The following is an 18313-nucleotide window of genomic DNA, read 5'->3' on the forward strand; positions in this document are numbered from 1 at the left end:
GGTATTATAGAATGGCAGTAGATTACAAAAGGAAAGGGTCATATGGACACAATTAAGAAAATTCAATTAAAAACAAAGGAATTATCGACGATCCAGTTAATCGTCCTATTTTATCTGTCCGCATTAATCGTTTCTACATTGCTATTAAAAATCCCTCTAGCCCATCGTGAAAATGTTTCGCTTAGTTTTATCGACGCCATGTTTACTTCCGCTAGTGCGATAAGCGTAACGGGCCTAAGTGTCATTTCATTAAAAGAGACCTTTAGTAACTTTGGCATTTTTCTTCTATGTTTGATTCTGCAATTAGGCGGACTTGGGGTCATGTCGTTAAGTACATTCCTCTGGATCATGCTCGGTAAGAAAGTGGGGTTAAAGGAAAGACAGTTGATTATGATTGACCAAAATCAGTCCAATCTCGCGGGGTTGGTGCAGCTGGCAAAACGGATCTTTATTATATTTATTTCCTTTGAATTAATCGGCGGCCTTATTTTAGGGTTTTGGTTTAAAGGTTACTACAGTAGCACGTTAACTGCATTTAAACATGGTTTCTTTGCTTCCATTAGTGCTACTACCAATGCAGGGTTTGATATTACGGATGAGTCGCTCGGCCCATTCAGCCATGATTATTTTGTTCAATCAGTCATAATTATTTTAATGATTGTCGGTGCCATTGGTTTCCCTGTAATGGTAGAGGTTTATGAATTCTTTTTAAGTAGGAAACAAAAGAAAAAATTCCATTTTACTTTGTTTACGAAATTAACAACGTTAACATTTGTCATTCTTACTGTAATTGGTGCCCTATTTATTTTTCTTTTAGACAGTCATCACTTTTTCGCCAATAAGGCATGGCATGAATCTTTTTTTTACGCTCTCTTTCATTCGGCTACAACCAAAAGCGCCGGATTAACAACAATGGATGTTAATGACTTTACACCAAGCAATCAGTTGTTCCTGTCGATTTTGATGTTTATAGGCGGTTCACCCAGCAGTGCAAGCGGAGGGATCCGAACCACTACCTTTGCCATCGTAATCTTATCTATTATTTTTTATGCTCAAGGAAAAGGCTCCATCAAAATATTTAGACGGGAACTTCATAGCGAAGATGTACTTAAATCATTTATCGTGCTTACAACTGCAGCCTTCCTCTGTTTGAGTTCCATCATCGTGTTATCCATTACAGAACACGGCACATTAATTGAAGTCATTTTCGAAGTCTCTTCTGCCTTCGGTACAAATGGGTTATCAATGGGGTTAACATCTGGATTAACGACTTTTGGAAAAATCCTTATTATCATCCTAATGTTTATCGGAAGAGTGGGAATTGTTACATGTTTACTAATCTTACGTGGAAAAGGAAGTAAGGAGAAATTTAAATATCCTAAAGAAAAGGTGACCATCGGATAAAATAAAAAAGCTGACCTCGTGAGGCAGCTTTTTTCCAGTTTAGAAACCCCAGCTTGCGCCAATGATAATTAACAAAATAAACAAGACGACGATTAACGCAAATGATCCGAAACCGCCAAAGCCTCCGCATCCACCTACCGGGGCGACTGGGTAACCGCAGCAGCCATCATATCCATATCCACCAAATCCACCATACATACACGAATCACTCCTCAATAATTTGTATCTTTACCCTGTTACTTTATGTACTGGGTACTTGACCTGTATGTGCATTCGCCTATATTATGAAAGACAATGATAAATTTGTGGGTGATAAGGTGAAAGCAGTTTTAAAGAATTTTATTAATGGGATTTTAACGATTGTGCCGATTATTCTTGTCATTTATGTCATATATAAAACATTTTTATTTTTAGACGGATTGTTAGGTAATTCATTGAAACCTTACCTTAGGGAAGATTACATACCCGGATTTGGTTTATTGACAACCATTGTTTTGATCACTCTTTTAGGATGGCTGTCTACAAAGTATGTAACTGGAAAAATAATTAGGCTGATTGACCGGCTTCTCGAAAAGATCCCGGTCGTTAAGACGATATATTCCGTCATCAAGGATACTGTTCAATCCTTCCTTGGCGATAAGAAGTCTTTTTCCAAAGTAGCTTTGGTGGTGATTCCGGGCACTGAAATGCGCAGTATCGGTTTTATTACGTCCGAGCAATTAGAGGATTTTCACAGTCCTTTAAGGGATCATGTGGCTGTCTATATCCCGCAAACCTTCCAGGTCGCCGGATTTACTTTTTTAATCCCTAAGGAACAAGTGGAGATAATTGATGTAAAGCCTGAGGATGCTATGAAATTTGTTTTATCCGGTGGAATGACATCTTCTTCAAAGCCGAAAGGGAAAAGTTCATAATAAAAAGCCGCAAATGCGGCTCCTATTTTTTAGCAAAAAGTTTTGTAAATTCTTCGTACCCTTGTTCCTCAAGCTGTTCTTTTGGGATAAACCGTAGCGCGGCGGAGTTGATACAATATCTGAGTCCTGTTGGGTCAGGCCCGTCATTAAATACATGACCCAGATGGGAGTCAGCAGATTTACTTCTGACCTCTGTCCGCACCATAAAATGACTGTGATCCGCTTTTTCTAGTACTTCTTCGTCCTCTAGCGGTTTGGTAAAGCTGGGCCAGCCGCAGCCGGCATCAAATTTATCTAAAGAACTGAATAACGGCTTCCCGGAAACAAGATCAACATAAATTCCGTCTCTTGTTTCATTCCAATATTCATTGCGAAAAGGCGGTTCTGTAGCATTTTTTTGTGTCACTTCATACTGGATGGGTGTTAATTCCTTTTTTAAATCTTTATTTTGCATTTTGATCCCCCCAACTCCTCTCGATAAATCCAGCCCGTCCTGACCCGACATGATAGGACTGATAATGAGCCCGGTTTTTCTTATAATAGTGTTGATGATATTCTTCAGCATGATAAAAGGTTTTCGCCGGCAAAATCGGTGTCACAATCGGCTTGTTAAACCGGCCACTTTCTTGCAATCGTTGCTTAGACTCTTCAGCAATCCTCTTTTGTGTTTCATCATGGTAAAAAATCGCTGTTTGATAGGATTGGCCGCGGTCATGAAACTGACCGCCTGCGTCGGTAGGGTCAATTTGCTGCCAAAATAACTCAACTAATTTTTCATATGGGAAAATATCCGGATTATAAGTAATTTGAACAGCTTCATAATGCCCGGTCGTATCAGTGCAAACCTGTTGATAGGTTGGATTTTCTACGGTTCCCCCGGTATATCCGGACAAAACACTAATAATACCCGGCTGTTCATCAAACGGCTTCACCATGCACCAGAAACAGCCGCCCGCAAATGTTGCTACTTGATGCTTCTCTTCCACGTTTCCACCCCTTTTCATATTACATAAAGTATACAGAATGATTTAGTAAAAATAAAATCTGGCAACTCACATAGAAATACTGAACCAGTCTCCACCGGTTCAGCATCCTAACTTAGCGGCTTTTCCGTTGCTTCATTTGTTTATTGATTTGTTTCCACTGTTTTCGTTCTTCAGATTGTGCCCGTTTGTTGGCTTTTCGTTCAATAAACGCCAGTTCCTTTTGCAGCTTGTTATAGCTGTGTAACCGGTCAGCCTCCACAAATCCCTCTTCAATTGCCTTCACGACCGCACAACCCGGTTCATTCTTATGCTGGCAATCACGAAAACGGCACCGAGAAATAAGGTCTTCAATTTCGGAAAAGGTTTCCATTAATCCATCAGAGCTTTCCCAAAGCTGTAATTCCCTCATTCCGGGGGTGTCAATTAAGATACTTCCATTTGGCAATACTATTAGCTCTCTGTGGGTTGTCGTATGCCTGCCTTTCGCATCGTCCTCACGAATTTCTTGAACCAATTGCTTTTCTTCTCCCAACAATCGATTGGTAATAGTCGATTTTCCGACTCCTGATGATCCAAGAAGGGCAACTGTCATACCTGGCAGCAAAAAGTCTTCTAATTTTTCAAATCCACTCATCGTCTCAGAACTGATAGGAATAACGGGAACCCCGCCATAAGCAATCGCTTCCACATCCGCCAGCCTTCCAGGGATATCTTGACATAAATCTGCTTTACTTAACACAATAACTGGTTTTGCTCCGCTCTCCCACGTTAACAATAAATAGCGTTCGATTCGGCGTAAATTCAAATCCTCATTTAGTGAGTTTACAAGAAAAACAGTATCAACATTTGTAGCAACTATTTGTTCTTCAGAGGTGTCACCGGCTGATTTTCTCGAAAATTTACTTTTACGCGGTAAGACAGTGTAAATGGTTCCCCGCCCTTCATCAAACCTTGGTTTCAAAGAGACCCAATCACCAACTGAGGGATAGTCTTCTCTAGTATGTGCCAGAAAACTAAACTTACCCGAAACCTCACATAATAATTCACCCTGCTCTGTCCAAACCCGGTACATCCGCTTATGCTCAAGGGCCACGCGGCCGATGATCAAATCATCACTCGTTTTTACTGTATTAAAATCTTTCAACACTTTATCAGTTACACCCATTGTTACTAAATTCATCCTTATTCCTCCAGCGAACTTTTATTTTTTAAAAAATAAAAAACCATAGGCACACACAGCCCATGGTTGTATTCGCATCGTTAAATAAGGGTTACTAAGAAGACCCTAAACGGAAAATCCTTGGGCTGTGCCAACGTTATTCAATTCAACTATTGCTCTCATCGTTTCAATTAACATTGCACGTCACCCACTTTCGATCATATTTAATCCTAGTATATGCAAAAATTCCCCATTTGTAAACAAAATTCCCATTCAAAGCAATGGGATAATAGACACCTACCTATTTCAGCTTGAATAAAATATAGGAAAGTCACCAGTAAGGAGTTGAAAAAATGTCCGAGACAAGAAACCAAGCCGATTATCTCCAAAAAGCTGCCATGTATGATTTGTTAGCACAATATTATAAATACTCAAACCCAAACTTACACATTCATTTTTATTTAAAACATGTTAAAAGCATCAATAAAGCAATGAACATCATGCGTACAAATTCTCAATTACCACAGGGTGAAGCCAAAGTCCGCCTGCTGCACACCTCCCCTGATGCCTCTGATGTTGATATGTATATAAATGGTAACCGAGTCGTAAGGGATCTCCCATTAAAACAAGTTAGCCAGGAACTTACAATTCAGCCCGGTAAATACCATGTAGATATTTATCCAGCAGGAAACATGGTAGATAGCATCTTAAACAAAAAAATAACGGTTGAGGCGGGAAAATCATACACCCTGACAACGATTGATTCTATAAAAAAAATGCGACTGCTAGTATTTTTGAACGAGCCCCAGGTACCTTTAAATGAAGCAAAGGTTCGCTTTATCCACTTATCTCCCAATACCCCTCCACTTGATATCGCTGTGAAGGATCGGGATGTAATCTTTCCGAAGATTTCTTACAAACAAGCAACCGATTATTTGGGATTGACACCGATGACAGTTGATTTGGAGGCAAGGAATGCAGGTACTAAAGAGGTATTCCTACCAATGCCGAAAGTACAGTTCAAAGCAAATGAGACCATTACAATTGTCTTTCTTGGTTCATCTAACGGAACGCCCGAGTTTCAATTTATCAGTATCAAAGAATAAAAAAACAGGTGCCCCGTATCAACGAGGCACCTATTTCACTGGCACTAATATCGTAAAACCAATATCATCTTTCGTCAAATCAAATTTATTTGCTTTAATTTGAAGATCGCTTTTCAACTTTAATTGCTGCATGTGGACATAGACGAGATGATCATTTGGGCGAATCTCTACTCCATTTGGAAGCTTATAGTTTTCACTGATAATATTTAAAACGGATGAGATGGGAAGATGTAACTTTCCGATCGACATTGATTTTTGCTCCAAGACTAAATCCCCATTCTTCTGCGCAATCGGTTCAAAAGTTAATTTCAAATTTAACTTTTCACTAAAGAATGGTAATGTCCCGTATAGCTCGACCTCATCCCCTAGTAGGACTCGATAATCAATCGGAGAATCAGCAGCTTCTTCTTTCAAATAGTTATTAATAAGCCGATTCAAATCATACTTGTTCGACTTAACATGAAAGGAAACATGGTCATTGGTGGGAGTGTTTATTTTGCTAATTTTCTTACTATCCCCTGGAGCCGTAATGAGTGAAATAATAATAATAGCGAACAAAAGGTTAATTCCTAACAAGAGCAGGAAAGCGATTTTCCATTTAGTTTGTTTCATCTAATTCTCCTCTGTACTGACCGTATAGGAGGATTTCTCCAGGTCAGGTATTACACGATCACCTAAGGTCTCATTTAACCTTTCGGCAATTAGTTCATATCCCTTGTCGTTAGGGTGGAAATGATCGGTATACAATAGATCTTCAGCGGCATTCAAGAACACATCTTCGATTTTAACGAAGTAGGAGTGCTGATAATTGGCTATCACATTTTGCCCGACTTGATTCCATTCGGAAACAACTTGATCCATTTCTTTGATATCAGAAAACCATGTGGAAAATGGATTGTACAACCCTACCAGCACGATGGACGCATTTGGATTTTCTTGAACAATTGCCTCGAAGATTTGCGTCAAATGGTCTCGATATGCGTCTTTTTCCTTTGTAAAATCAGAGATTTGCAGGTTGGAAATATTATCTTTTACAACCTTCATGATATCATTTCCGCCGATCGTTAGGATGACCAAGTCTGTTTTCTGCAAAACTTCCTTCACTTCAGGCGTCTTAAGTCTTTTTAATAGTTGCGTGGTCCGGTTTCCTTTTACTCCAAAATTATAGAAATCCACTTCCTGAATCCCTTTTTCTTTTTCCAGCATTGTTTTTAAGTAGGGCAGGTAACCGCCCTGACCTGTACTATCACCAACACCTTGTGTCAAGGAATCACCTGCAGAAACGATCGTCAATTTACGTGGGACAAAATCTGCGGGAATTGGTGCAAAAACCTGTGCTGAAACTTTCTTTTCCTGATGAAGCACTAAAGGATTGGATCCGCTGCATGAACATAATAGTAATACCGAGAGAATTAGAGGGGTGAAAAACTTCTTCATTTTATTCACCTACCTTCTACTATAATTTATCCCGCATCAACGGGCAGTATGATACCTAATAAATAAAACCTGAATTAAAATACGAGAAGTTGATTACAATAGTAAAACTGCCCGTAAATGCCCGATCGGTTCAACTAGCAAACAGTGCAAAATCACACTGTTTGCAATTTCACTTTATTATACCACGACCATATTCATTCAAAACAAATATATACTATATCCTATTCCTGGCAAAAAAAATAGACCTATGTATAGGTCTATTGCAATGTTTTAATATCACTGATCATTTCATCAAAAGGAACATCTTTAAATCCCTGATAGTTTTTTTTGATAGTGCCATCCTGATCAACTAAATAGATATAGGTCTGATGAATCACCTGGTCGCCTTCCTCTGGTTTCTTAACAATTGTCTTAAACGTTTTTGCCGCGAACGTTTCAATAAAATCTTGAGAGTATCCAGTTAAAAACGTCCAATTATTCAAATCCACCCCATATGGTTTGGCATACTTCGTTAATACTTCAGGAGTATCTACGGTTGGATCAACACTAAAGGAGACGAACTCCACATCCTTTAAGCCTTCCTCTTTCACCATCTTTTGTAATTTAGTCATATTCGAGGTCATAGGCGGGCACACATCCGCACAGCTAGTAAAAATAAAATCCGCAATCCAGATCTTACCCTTTAAATCCTTTAATCCCAATGGTTTATTATCCTGGGTTGTCGCTGTAAAATCCTTAACCGGCCAATTCACTGCATTTTCAATTTCCTTTTTTCCGCAAGCAGAAAGTAACAAAATACTAGTAACAAAAAAAACTATCAATACCCGACCCTTCATACGATCACCTGCATACTTTCTATTCTTTTACGAAATAAGTGTAACAAAGTTATCTAAAAGAATAAAGTATCAAGTGCTAATCGATTACACCGGTTTTAATGATTTTGTTCTTCACCTCAACATCAAATGTTGACCGTTTATATAATTCGCGCCATTCCTTTTTGGTAAGCACCTTCCCGCGGATGTGGGTTTCATATTTATTGCCAAACCCAACGGGATCGATATCAAGTTCCTGAAAGTAGACAACCATCTTTTTCATCTCCTTTTCCATCACCGTATTTAACTTTTTTTCAATGAATTTAATTGCACCGGGTTTGGATAGATCCAATGGTTCAGTCGACTCCAATAAACGGGATGCGAGCTTCACCTCCACCTTGAATTTCAAATTCTTTTTATCCATTAATTTAATCTTTGCATGACTTCGGATATTATCAACATCAATATATAGTTTATTGTATACATTCCTAACTGCGTGTTCTTCTCCTTTATTCCGAATTTCATCAAATTCGCTGCGCTCAAATCCAAATTCATGTGTTCCAGCATTATATTTATCCGAAAGAATCTTTAAATAAAAATGCCTTTTTGGTTCCAATTTGGTAATATACAGATCATCTTTAAAGAGAGCCATACCTGATATGATTACATCCTTATCCTTTATTTTCAAAATCGGCAAAACAGGATCTTTGCCAATGTCATAATATTTATGATTGAATTCATGAAGCGTGGGCGAGAGGATTTGTTCATTCTTCACGTTCTGTTTAATTAAATTATATAAATAGGTACCCAGGCTGATTTTCGTGTTCATTCTTTCTAATTTCATTATTTCCTTAGCAGACCCTTCAGCAATTGTAAGAAATACCATATTCCCGACGGTAGAATCTCGATTAAGGGCGTCAACAAGTTGAAAAATTCCTTTTTCTGCTAGTTCTTTACTATAAATCACACAACGTAACTGCCCGGAAACAAGTCTCTGATTTGATTCAAGGTTCTGTTCCTGTAATAACCCCTTACTTGTATTGGCAACCGTTGAAATCATTCGGGTAATATTTTGCTGCATTGGGTCAAATTGATGAATCGCAACCGTTCCACGGATGACATTTTCCCTTTCTAAATCATATCCGGCTGCTGTAACCAGGGCCAATTGTTCCAACTGCTTTTGCTGTAAACAGCCTGTTACGGTAATCATACAAGAAATAACGACCACAATGGACGCCCATTTACGACCTTTGGACATTCACTTTCTTCCTCCTCGTGAACCTTTTTTTCACTAAAACAATGACGGAAAGCAGAACCGGATAACAAAAAGAAAGAATAAATCCTATTTTGGCGATATAATCAGTGACTAGATTCATTTGATAGCGTGTTTGGATGAAGAACGAAACACCAAAGGCAAGAACCGCGATCACCCAAACCCCATGTTTTTGTTTTTTATTCATAATCCGCGAAAATCCCTTTGATGCTGCCCAAAGATAGGCACATAAATTAGGCAAAATGATCAACATCCAAAATGATACGGCGATAAATTCAAATCTCTCCAAATTCGGGAGACGAACTATTTTAAACATCGAAAATACTGGCCAAATGGTGCGTCCCAAACTATCTTCAGCAAAAAAAGTGATCGACACCATCGTAATTAAGGTAAAAATAATTGTTGTATAGATATTTCCAATCGTTGCGAATAAAAAGGCCTTCTTTTTCTCTTTGACAAAGGGGTAAATAAACATGAGTAATTCAAATCCCATCAACGATAGTGAGGTACCGTAAATTCCCTTTACTATGTGTTTGAGGTCTGTATTGAAAATGGGAAACAAATGGGTTGCATCGGCGTATTTAACTGGTACCAAAAGAATAAAAATCAGCCAAACAGTTCCAACGACTGCCAGAAAGGCTACACCAACAATGATCCGAATTCCCCCTTGAACGGCATATATCGCTAACAAAATGAGGACGAGCGAAAGTTGCCATGTTGGGAAATTGGGAAATATCCATACTTGAACAATTTCAATATAGTTCATAAAAATCATAAAAAAACAGGCGGATAAATAAATCATATAGATGATATTTAAAAGACTGCCCAACCATTTCCCAAAGATGTCAGCATGGATACCGTACAAATCAGCACTATCATATTGCTTGAGCATCAGAACCATAAACCAGATCACTACACTTATCAAAACTCCTGATAGCAACACAGAAATCCAGGCATCATGCTTGGCCTCTAAATAAACAATTCGTGGAAGACCAACAATCCCAACACCGGTTTGTGCTTTATGAATAAAAAATATGAGTAGAAAGGCATTAATGAGTAAGCCTTCCCTTGGATGTAAATTTACCTTCATCATGACCGCTCCTATTCATCTACATCCTTTTTAACCTTAGCTTTTATTGTCGGATAACGATCCCCATCAACCGGATGGTTTGTGGCCGGCCGGTAAGATAGATATTTAATCGGGAATCTGAACATACTGTACCCCAGATCCTTCCATCTAAAAGGATAAGCCGGAGAAAGATAAGGTGTGCCTAAAGTGTCCAATTTTAACAGGTGGATGAGGAAAAAGCAGAAGGCAATCATGATCCCAATCCCCCCCCATAATCCGGCTAACACGATTATGGGAAATCGAATAATCCTAATGGCAGTGCCCATTAAATAACTTGGAGTTGTAAACGACCCGAGTGCACTTAAGGCAATGATGATAATTAAAATATTGCTGGTAAACCCAGCATCAACCGCCGCCTGTCCAATGACAATACCTCCAACAATACCCATTGTCTGACCAACCTTCGTAGGCAGTCTGGCTCCCGCCTCCCGCAATAACTCAATGACAAATTCAAGAAGAAAAGCTTCAAAAACGGGTGGAAAGGGAACATTTGCCCTTGATTGCCCTAAAGAAACTAGCAATGCAGAGGGAATAACTTCATAATGATAGGTCAAAACTGCCACATATGCAGGTGTTAAAAGGACGGACAAAAAAATCGCTGTTAAACGAAGCAATCGTAAAAAAAACGCCATATTCCAACGCATATAAATATCTTCCGTTGATTCAAAGAATGTAAAAAACGGTGTGGGCCCGTATAAGGCAGCAGGACTACGATCCATTAAAACTGCCACTTTCCCATTGACTATGGCATTGGAAATTCGGTCAGGCAATTCTGTTGTCATTAACTGAGGAAATACTGTCCAGCTATTATTTTCAATCAATTGACCAAGTACAGTAGTATCAGGGATATAATCCACTTGTAACTCCGATATCCTCTGTTGGAAGCTTTCGATATTCGTTGGATCTGCGATATCTTTAATATAAACAAGCTTTATTCTAGCTTTTACTCTCGTTCCAACTTCTACATCCTGAATGCACAAATTTGCATCCTTTAAATTGCTCATTAATATATTCACATTCACTTGTAACGATTCTGTAAAGGATATTTTCGGACCATAAACTAATGCCTCTGTTTCTCCTTTCTCCAATGATCTTTCAGCGGTGGAACTAACATTTGCCAATAATCCACACGGTTCTCCGTCAATGTAAATGTATACATTTCCCTCGGCGATGGACTCAACAATTTCATTTAGCTGATTGGAAGCAGATAATTGAGAAATAGGCAGAACTTGTGCTGCTACTTCTACCGTCATATCCTTTTTGCTATTCCGCTGAATAGGCTGCAGGACAAATTCATCTAGTTTGTTTTGATCAATCAGGCTGGGTAAAAAACTAAATAAAACCCTTTTCCCCTCTACTTTTAACGTCCGAAAACTAATATCTGAACGGGAGGCCAGCTCTTCCTCCAATTGTTTCTTTAATTCATCTACGCTTAAACTATGTGCAGTTGATTCCATAGGCTGTTTTTTTTCTGCTTTCCACTTGAACATTAGCAACACCTTTTAGCTAACAATTTTTCTTATCTTTTCCAAAATATCAGATTTTACCCATTAAAAATAATGGAGGATATCAAAGATTTTAGGTTAAATGATGCAATGCCATAACCTACTAACAAAAGAACTATTTTCATGAATTCGAAAAATATGCTATTATTATGAATGAGTATTCATTCAAAAGGGAAAATTATGAATTAAAAGAATCTGATGAAAGGCAGAGTGATCATATGCAGAAAATTGGCCCAATCATAATTTTAGAAGGTCCTAACAACAGTAAAGTTCCCTATTCACGTAGTCTGTTCATCGATTGCCCGGAAAAAGTATTGATCGATAGCGGGGCGGATCCCAAAATCCTGTTAGACATAAATCGTGAATTTGGGATTGAATTGATTATAAATACACATTACCATCCTGACCATACCCGTCATAACCACCTGTTTACCGATGTTAAAAAGTGGATCAATCCAATAGAATTTGAAACAGCACGAACTGTAGAAGGAGTTGCCCGTACTAATGGTGTTTATCAGGAATGGGGAGCCCTCGGGGTTGAAAAGTGGAAGAAATCTCTTCCTCAAGAGTGGGTACTAAATTTGGGAGAAATATCTGGGACCTATGAATATGAAACGGACTATTTATTTGGTGATGTAAAGGTGCAGTTTTTACACACTCCAGGACACACAAGCGGCCTCTCATGCCCTTACTTTCCTGAATTAGGAGTCGTCTTCGTAAGCGATTATGATATGACATCATTTGGTCCCTGGTATAACGGCACCGATGGCGATATTGATGACTTCATTACTTCTGGCAAAAGACTGCTGACACTTGATGCAGACGTCTTCATTACGGGTCACCAAAAAGGAACATTCTCCAAGCAAGAATTTGCCGAGAGGATGGAAAAGTTCCTTGATATCATTGAAAGAAGAGATGAAACGATTGAAAACTATGTCCGCCATGGGATGACTTTTGAAGAAATAACGAAAATCGGGATTTTTTATCCTAAAAAAAGTTTAGAGAACACGATCTTACGAACATGGGAACGAAGTGGTATTCGCAAGCATTTACAGCGTCTTGGGATTTCCTGTTCAGAATCTACAGGAGAATTAGTGCATGCAAAATAGGATGGGCTTGGTGCCCATCCTATTTACTTTTTTACTAATCAACATAATACATCAATGCAAGGGCTCCAGGTCCGGTATGCGTACTGACAATTGGGCCCGTGTAATCAATTTCCACGTCTTGAAACCCAGTTAAATCAATAATACTCTCTTTTATTTTCATAGACAGCTCATAGGCTTCCGCATGGGCAATCCCTACACCGCGGATGGTTTTTCCCTTTACATCTTCAGCAAACTGCTTGGCCATAAATTTAACGACCTGGGAATGGCTGCGAACCTTTGTTACCGGGTTGTATTCTGCCCCCTCAAGCGAGGCGATCGGTTTAATATTTAATAGGGAGCCGATAAAGGCCTTTCCTTTACCGATTCTTCCGCCTTTTACAAGATTCTCTAACGTATCGACCATAATGTATAGTTTCGTATGTTCACGGACTGCCTCAAGACGTTCGAGAATTTCCACTGCATTCTTACCCTGTTTTGCCATTTCGGCAGCTTCTCTCACTTGAAAGGAAAGGGCTTTCGAAATAAACCTTGAATCAACAACAGTTACCTTTGTTTCTGTCATCTGAGCAGCGCTTTCAGCTGAGCGAACGGTCCCGCTCATTTTCCCTGTCATATGAATGGAAATGACTTCATAGCCCTCTTCACCCAAACGATCATAAACCTCCAGAAAGGCACCTGCGGAAGGCTGCGAACTTTTCGGCAATTCTTTTGTACCACTCATATTTTCAATAAATTCAACCGGATCAATCTCCACCCGGTCTAAATACGTTTCACCCTTTATTGTTACAGTCAAAGGTACAATGACAATACCAAGCTTTTCAGCCATTTCATTTGATATATCCAAAGTTGAATCGGTTACAATTTTAATCTTGCTCATGCAATCACATCCCTACCATTACTCCTATGTATTATACAGGTTTCATAAATTGAATGGAATAAAAAAATAAAGAGCGCCGGTTGCCCGATGCTCGAAAGGAATAAGTTATGCGTTATTTTTTAATTCTGCTATTTTAAACAGCTTCTCATAATCCGGCCACTTCATGACCTTCTTCAAATACTCTTTAAAGGAATAGCATCTCTTTGGCTTTGTTTCCCGATCAATTGCTGCGAGAAACGTTCGTAAACGGACTTGGATCATAAATTTATAAGTACTATCTTCCTCCAATACAGGAATATCCATGACTTTAACCTTCTGTCCAACATCATTTTTGAACTCTAGGCTTTTGAATAACAAAATATCAATCCTCTTTTTCACCCGTTTGACTATATTATACACCTATTACAACTCGAAAGATGTCTATTTATGCTTGGATTAGGAAATTATTTGTGAATTATTTGCAAGAACAAAAGGCGCAAGCACCCTGTTCAGCGGCGTATGGCCTGGAGCACTCCAACTGAGATAAAGGAAACACGAAGAGCCGGAGGCGATTCGATGTTGACTTATCGTAGGGCGGAGAGCGAAGGACACTAGCTGCTAGGGCGCTGGAGCTGGATTCAGATGACTATTCCAAGTTATCCACAATGGTATGAGTCTATAATTTCCTAGACCACAAAAAACAGGACATTTTTACATGACCCGTTGGATTAATCGAAGGATTGGAATACATATGGTTTTATCTTTGCATTAAATTCTGGCGTTTGTTCGAGGTAGCCCTTTTTGATGATGAATAATTGCGGTTTTGTTTGATTATGGGGTGCAGCAGCTAATGAAGTACTGTTTTCGGTAGTGCAGATTGGGCAGACCCAACTATCTACTATGTTTTCGCTGAAAGATGGTTGATGGCACTTTGGGCAGAGTAGTTTGGACATTTTACCAGCTCCTGAAAAATCAAATTTATTTTAATAATCTTAGAGAAAGCCTTGATAAATAATATTCTATCAAGGCTCATTTATGCTTCTCTTGCCATTTTCCTTCGCCAGTAAAGTACAAACTGGAAAATAGATCCCGTTAATACTAAGACCACTCCGGCTACAAGAATATTAAACATATTTGTTCCAGTTTCAGGCAATTTAGGACCATCTGCCGGTAAAACTCCACCTAACGTACCTTCCACGTAAAACTTAAACTCTACCTTACAACTAATGCCTTGGTACTCATTTCCTAATTCATCTGGAATCTTTACCGTAAAGAAGAGTTCTTCTGCATCATTTTTTGAAATAAATTTTGGTTCAATCTTAGAGAAATCTTGCATTTTCCCCTCAAATAATACTTTGTTTTTATCCGATACTTTTAAATCTAGCGAATTATAGAACTTTTCAGAGCCCTCTTTTAGTTTACTAGAAAATAAATACTTAAAATCCTGTTTCCCCTTATTCTGAATGGTTAATGTCCGTTCAGCCCAATCACCTGGCTTTAGGTTTGATAGTTCAAATAAAACCTTTTCGGGTGAGGTGGCAATGTCTATTTCACTTGTTTCCGCTGCACTTATCTTATTGTTTGATAGAGAAAAAATAAAACACTGGATAATTGTACAAGCTATAATAATAGTTATCATTTTTTTCACCAGAATCCAATCCCCCCTTGTCTCTACCAATCAATCTTAAAGGCAGAAACATTTTATTGCTTTATTAAATGGATTATATAGATTATTTTGTGTCATCAACGCCCAAATTTTTAGTGTCGTCAACACCCAAACTGTTTTTTGATTTTTTTTCAAGTTGGGATATAGCTTTCCAGATAGAAATTCCTGAATAAGCTAGAAGTAATAGGCCCGGGATAATTAATAGTAATGCTCCCCCCATTTTCGATTTGGTATAATCAGCAAAGTATCCGAGAAATGGTATTGTAAAGCCATTGTATTCAGCTAAAACTTTATAGGATGGGACAGAGTTAAGATCACCCGATTTATTATTGTCCCCTTTAGTTTTATAACTGATTTGATCTCCCTCTTTTAAAACATCTGTAATTCTGTGGGTAACGATCACATTATCTTCTGACCTAAATGTTATAACATCACCTTTTGTAAATCTCGTCATGTCACCACCTGGTTTAACTGCGATAATAGACCCTGTTTTAATTCCTGGTTCCATCGAGCCAGATAAAACTGTTTTTAACTCATATCCAAATGCCTGAGGTTCACCACCAGATAATTTAGAAGAGATGACAACATAAAGCATTACTATTAAGATCATAAATAAAATTATAGTTACTATATTACTTAACCATTTTTTTACTTTATTCACCTTCAATTGGATCACCTTTTCACTATTGTATGATTTTTGGTATTTCTCTTATTTAAAGCATGGCTTCTTGAAATACTTTATTTAATTTTGGACATTTTCAGTACTTTGGCTAGTTTTATCCTCATTCTGATTTATTGATACGTCTTCACCAGTTTGGTTAGTAATCTCTTCCTTTGGTGTGGAGTTAATATTATTTTGACTAGAAGTAGGATCCACAGGCTTAATTGTTTCATTGTTATTTGGATTAATATTTTCAGGAGGTGTAGTTTCAGTAGCTGGCTCTTGATTATTCGTTTGATTTTGTTGTGGTTCTACTGCATTTGTTGAATTCGTCTTGCATGCGATTGTTACTGTTTCACTCCATAAATCTTGTCTCTCTGGTTTAAATGCATGATTCGGGCGTTGAAAGGCTCTGAATTTATAATTTCCTGGCTTTGTTGCTGTGAATTTTAGGATACTGGACTGATTTGACTTGATTGGTTCGATAGTACCTTCACCAACTTTTTCACCTTTCATTGGATTACCATTATTTATGTAATATACTTCGAATTGGGAAGGCCCCTTCATGTCACTGCCAGAATTGATTATGGTTACAGCTATTTCTTTAGGGTCACAAATTTCAAATAGTTGATCTTTTCCAGTTGAAAATTTTAGAGAACTCTTATCCCATTGATCCTCCCATGTCCCAGCTTGAATTTTTCCTGTCACAGCGGCATTATCACTGAAATAAGCACCTGTATCAGTAGTTAAATAGCCAATAGATAAAATGGAAAAATACCAGATTGCTAAAATTTTAAGAAAAAAAACTGCCCTTTTATTTTTTTGACCAAATTTCTTTAATCTTGAATTACGAATTTGAATCACACCCCTCATCTCCCAGTGTGTATTAATTACATTTTTAACTTTTTTAAATGGAATATTTACCTTTTCTTGAATAATACTTTTCACCTTAGATAAAGATACTTACCTTTATCTAAGGTGAAAAGTATTAATATTTTATTTAAAAGAAAGGGTGGATATAACCCACCCCTCCTAATTTCAAATAAATATTATCTTGATTCACCTGCTGTTTGTTTACCATCAAATGTCCACTTAAGCTCTAAAGAATCACCTTGGAATTGATTTTGATCCAAGCCATTGTCAACAAATTGGTATTGAACATACATCTTATCTGAATTACCAGCTTTTAATCCCCCAATTTCTTCAAAGAAAGGAACAAAAACTTTATTAGCTACTGCATCTGGTGTCATTGCTTTTAAGTCTGCAAGAGTAGTTGAATATACTACTGAATCTGGAGACCATGGTCCAAGGACCGCTTTATCTTGATTAAATAAGAAGTTAACTCTGATATGCTTTCCTAGGTCATCGGTATTTGTAGGAGCTCCAGATTTGTTTGTAACGGTATATTCAGTAGAGAGGAGTACCTTTGAAATATCAAGAGTACCGTCATTGCTAAGAGTGAATGTACGGTTCATCCAATCTCCAGGTTTCAAGTTTTTAACATCAATAATTGTTGTTGGAGCTGCATTAAGATCTAATGTACCGTTTGCAAATTTGCTTGTAGTTTGGGCAGTATCATTAAAGTATGCGTATGTACCCCCACCAATTAATGCCAATCCCATTGCTGCTGATGCCACACCCAAACCTAATTTCTTTTTAAGACTCATTTTGTTTCCTCCTCTTTATCCCTTGGTTTTTTATAAGTTCTGTTCTCTTTAAAGAACTTATAAGTTGAGTATATGCCAAAATAACGAACTTGAAAAACCTCAAAAACAGGCATTTTTTCTTAATAAAGAACGTTTTGTAGGGTTTTTCTCCTATTTCCTCCTTTTTCCTTATCTTCTTGTACTTTATAAAATAAATATTGTGCTTTATAATGTACATATGTTTTATGTTCACACATAGGAGATGAGGGTGATGATCGGGGAACGAATTAAACGGCTGAGAGAAAAAAAGGGATTTTCCATAACAGAGCTAGCACGATTGGCGGATGTATCAAAATCCTATTTAAGCCAAATCGAAAGGGGACTTCAATCTAACCCGTCTATGCAATTTTTAAAGAAGATTGCGATTCCATTAGAAACTAGCCTTGATTACCTGTTAATGGATGGAAATTCACAAGGTCAACCAAAAATGAAACTTGATGATGAGTGGAAATTGTTAATTCAGCAGGCAGTGGATAAGGGGTTAAAAAAAGAAGACTTCCAGGAATATCTTAATTACATACAATTTCAATCCTGGTTGAAGGAACAGAACAAAACGTAAAAACAGCCCCCATTCTTTTAGAGAATGAGGG

Annotated in this window: 22 protein-coding genes; 5 read left to right on the forward strand and 17 right to left on the reverse strand. The window is 38.0% G+C overall.

The window, feature by feature from the left end:
• Positions 1 to 42 precede the first annotated feature (42 nt).
• On the forward strand, positions 43 to 1404 hold the full coding sequence (locus RCG19_RS00685; protein ID WP_308109287.1) for a TrkH family potassium uptake protein: 1362 nt from the start codon (positions 43 to 45) through the stop codon (positions 1402 to 1404).
• A gap of 39 nt (positions 1405 to 1443) precedes the next feature.
• On the opposite strand, the gene RCG19_RS00690 is transcribed toward RCG19_RS00685, so the two are convergent.
• Complete coding sequence (locus RCG19_RS00690) at positions 1444 to 1602, reverse strand: YjcZ family sporulation protein (protein WP_308109288.1); 159 nt, start codon at positions 1600 to 1602, stop codon at positions 1444 to 1446.
• A gap of 119 nt (positions 1603 to 1721) precedes the next feature.
• Here RCG19_RS00690 and RCG19_RS00695 point away from each other — a divergent pair, with 119 nt between their 5' ends.
• Positions 1722 to 2318: a DUF502 domain-containing protein gene (locus RCG19_RS00695; RefSeq protein ID WP_308109289.1), complete on the forward strand. Its 597-nt coding sequence runs from the start codon at positions 1722 to 1724 to the stop codon at positions 2316 to 2318.
• 22 nt (positions 2319 to 2340) lie between these two features.
• On the opposite strand, the gene msrB is transcribed toward RCG19_RS00695, so the two are convergent.
• From msrB to rsgA, 3 genes are all read right to left on the reverse strand, one after another.
• Positions 2341 to 2772, reverse strand: a complete 432-nt coding sequence (gene msrB, locus RCG19_RS00700; RefSeq protein ID WP_308109290.1) for a peptide-methionine (R)-S-oxide reductase MsrB — start codon at positions 2770 to 2772, stop codon at positions 2341 to 2343.
• Positions 2762 to 3253, reverse strand: coding sequence for a peptide-methionine (S)-S-oxide reductase MsrA (gene msrA / locus RCG19_RS00705; RefSeq protein WP_374049598.1), 492 nt, complete (start codon positions 3251 to 3253; stop codon positions 2762 to 2764). The genes msrB and msrA overlap by 11 nt, the downstream gene beginning before the upstream one ends.
• Before the next feature lie 163 nt (positions 3254 to 3416).
• On the reverse strand, positions 3417 to 4484 hold the full coding sequence (rsgA, locus tag RCG19_RS00710; protein WP_308109292.1) for a ribosome small subunit-dependent GTPase A: 1068 nt from the start codon (positions 4482 to 4484) through the stop codon (positions 3417 to 3419).
• Positions 4485 to 4816: 332 nt separating this feature from the next.
• On the opposite strand from rsgA, the gene RCG19_RS00715 reads away from it, so the two are divergent.
• The gene (locus RCG19_RS00715; protein ID WP_308109293.1) at positions 4817 to 5569 is read left to right on the forward strand and encodes a DUF4397 domain-containing protein; all 753 of its coding nucleotides are present in this window, start codon (positions 4817 to 4819) and stop codon (positions 5567 to 5569) included.
• Between the two features lie 30 nt (positions 5570 to 5599).
• Here RCG19_RS00715 and RCG19_RS00720 read toward each other — a convergent pair whose 3' ends face one another.
• The 6 genes from RCG19_RS00720 to RCG19_RS00745 all read right to left on the reverse strand — a co-directional run bounded on the left by RCG19_RS00720 (position 5600) and on the right by RCG19_RS00745 (position 11710).
• Positions 5600 to 6181 carry a YpmS family protein gene (locus RCG19_RS00720; RefSeq protein WP_308109294.1) on the reverse strand — a complete coding sequence of 194 codons (582 nt, stop codon included), beginning with the start codon at positions 6179 to 6181 and terminating at the stop codon, positions 5600 to 5602.
• The gene (locus RCG19_RS00725) at positions 6182 to 7006 is read right to left on the reverse strand and encodes an SGNH/GDSL hydrolase family protein (RefSeq protein ID WP_308109295.1); all 825 of its coding nucleotides are present in this window, start codon (positions 7004 to 7006) and stop codon (positions 6182 to 6184) included.
• A 257-nt stretch (positions 7007 to 7263) separates the two neighbouring features.
• Positions 7264 to 7842 (reverse strand): SCO family protein, encoded by a 579-nt coding sequence (locus RCG19_RS00730; RefSeq protein WP_308109296.1) that lies wholly within the window; start codon positions 7840 to 7842, stop codon positions 7264 to 7266.
• Between the two features lie 76 nt (positions 7843 to 7918).
• A complete protein-coding gene (locus RCG19_RS00735; RefSeq protein ID WP_308109297.1) occupies positions 7919 to 9076 on the reverse strand; it encodes a Ger(x)C family spore germination protein in 1158 nt (385 codons plus the stop codon).
• Positions 9060 to 10181 (reverse strand): GerAB/ArcD/ProY family transporter, encoded by a 1122-nt coding sequence (locus RCG19_RS00740; protein WP_308109298.1) that lies wholly within the window; start codon positions 10179 to 10181, stop codon positions 9060 to 9062. Before RCG19_RS00740 ends, RCG19_RS00735 begins: the two co-directional genes overlap by 17 nt.
• An 11-nt stretch (positions 10182 to 10192) precedes the next feature.
• A complete protein-coding gene (locus RCG19_RS00745) occupies positions 10193 to 11710 on the reverse strand; it encodes a spore germination protein (RefSeq protein ID WP_308109299.1) in 1518 nt (505 codons plus the stop codon).
• Positions 11711 to 11943: 233 nt separating this feature from the next.
• Here RCG19_RS00745 and RCG19_RS00750 point away from each other — a divergent pair, with 233 nt between their 5' ends.
• Complete coding sequence (locus RCG19_RS00750) at positions 11944 to 12834, forward strand: MBL fold metallo-hydrolase (RefSeq protein ID WP_308109300.1); 891 nt, start codon at positions 11944 to 11946, stop codon at positions 12832 to 12834.
• Positions 12835 to 12868: 34 nt separating this feature from the next.
• On the opposite strand, the gene RCG19_RS00755 is transcribed toward RCG19_RS00750, so the two are convergent.
• From RCG19_RS00755 to RCG19_RS00785, 7 genes are all read right to left on the reverse strand, one after another.
• A complete protein-coding gene (locus RCG19_RS00755; RefSeq protein ID WP_308109301.1) occupies positions 12869 to 13711 on the reverse strand; it encodes a DegV family protein in 843 nt (280 codons plus the stop codon).
• Between the two features lie 105 nt (positions 13712 to 13816).
• Entirely contained in the window at positions 13817 to 14068 is a 252-nt protein-coding gene (locus RCG19_RS00760; RefSeq protein WP_308109302.1) for a DUF2535 family protein, read from the reverse strand.
• Between the two features lie 350 nt (positions 14069 to 14418).
• Positions 14419 to 14643 carry a hypothetical protein gene (locus tag RCG19_RS00765; protein WP_308109303.1) on the reverse strand — a complete coding sequence of 75 codons (225 nt, stop codon included), beginning with the start codon at positions 14641 to 14643 and terminating at the stop codon, positions 14419 to 14421.
• An 80-nt stretch (positions 14644 to 14723) separates the two neighbouring features.
• Entirely contained in the window at positions 14724 to 15329 is a 606-nt protein-coding gene (locus tag RCG19_RS00770) for a TasA family protein (protein ID WP_308110903.1), read from the reverse strand.
• Between the two features lie 91 nt (positions 15330 to 15420).
• Positions 15421 to 16017 (reverse strand): signal peptidase I SipW, encoded by a 597-nt coding sequence (gene sipW / locus RCG19_RS00775; protein WP_308109304.1) that lies wholly within the window; start codon positions 16015 to 16017, stop codon positions 15421 to 15423.
• 81 nt (positions 16018 to 16098) lie between these two features.
• A complete protein-coding gene (gene tapA, locus RCG19_RS00780; protein ID WP_308109305.1) occupies positions 16099 to 16881 on the reverse strand; it encodes an amyloid fiber anchoring/assembly protein TapA in 783 nt (260 codons plus the stop codon).
• Positions 16882 to 17066: 185 nt separating this feature from the next.
• Positions 17067 to 17684, reverse strand: a complete 618-nt coding sequence (locus RCG19_RS00785) for a TasA family protein (RefSeq protein ID WP_308109306.1) — start codon at positions 17682 to 17684, stop codon at positions 17067 to 17069.
• 250 nt (positions 17685 to 17934) lie between these two features.
• Here RCG19_RS00785 and RCG19_RS00790 point away from each other — a divergent pair, with 250 nt between their 5' ends.
• Positions 17935 to 18282 (forward strand): helix-turn-helix domain-containing protein, encoded by a 348-nt coding sequence (locus tag RCG19_RS00790; protein ID WP_308109307.1) that lies wholly within the window; start codon positions 17935 to 17937, stop codon positions 18280 to 18282.
• Positions 18283 to 18313: the final 31 nt, after the last annotated feature.

The sequence above is a fragment of the Neobacillus sp. OS1-2 genome, assembly GCF_030915505.1.
Lineage (GTDB): Bacteria > Bacillota > Bacilli > Bacillales > Cytobacillaceae > Neobacillus.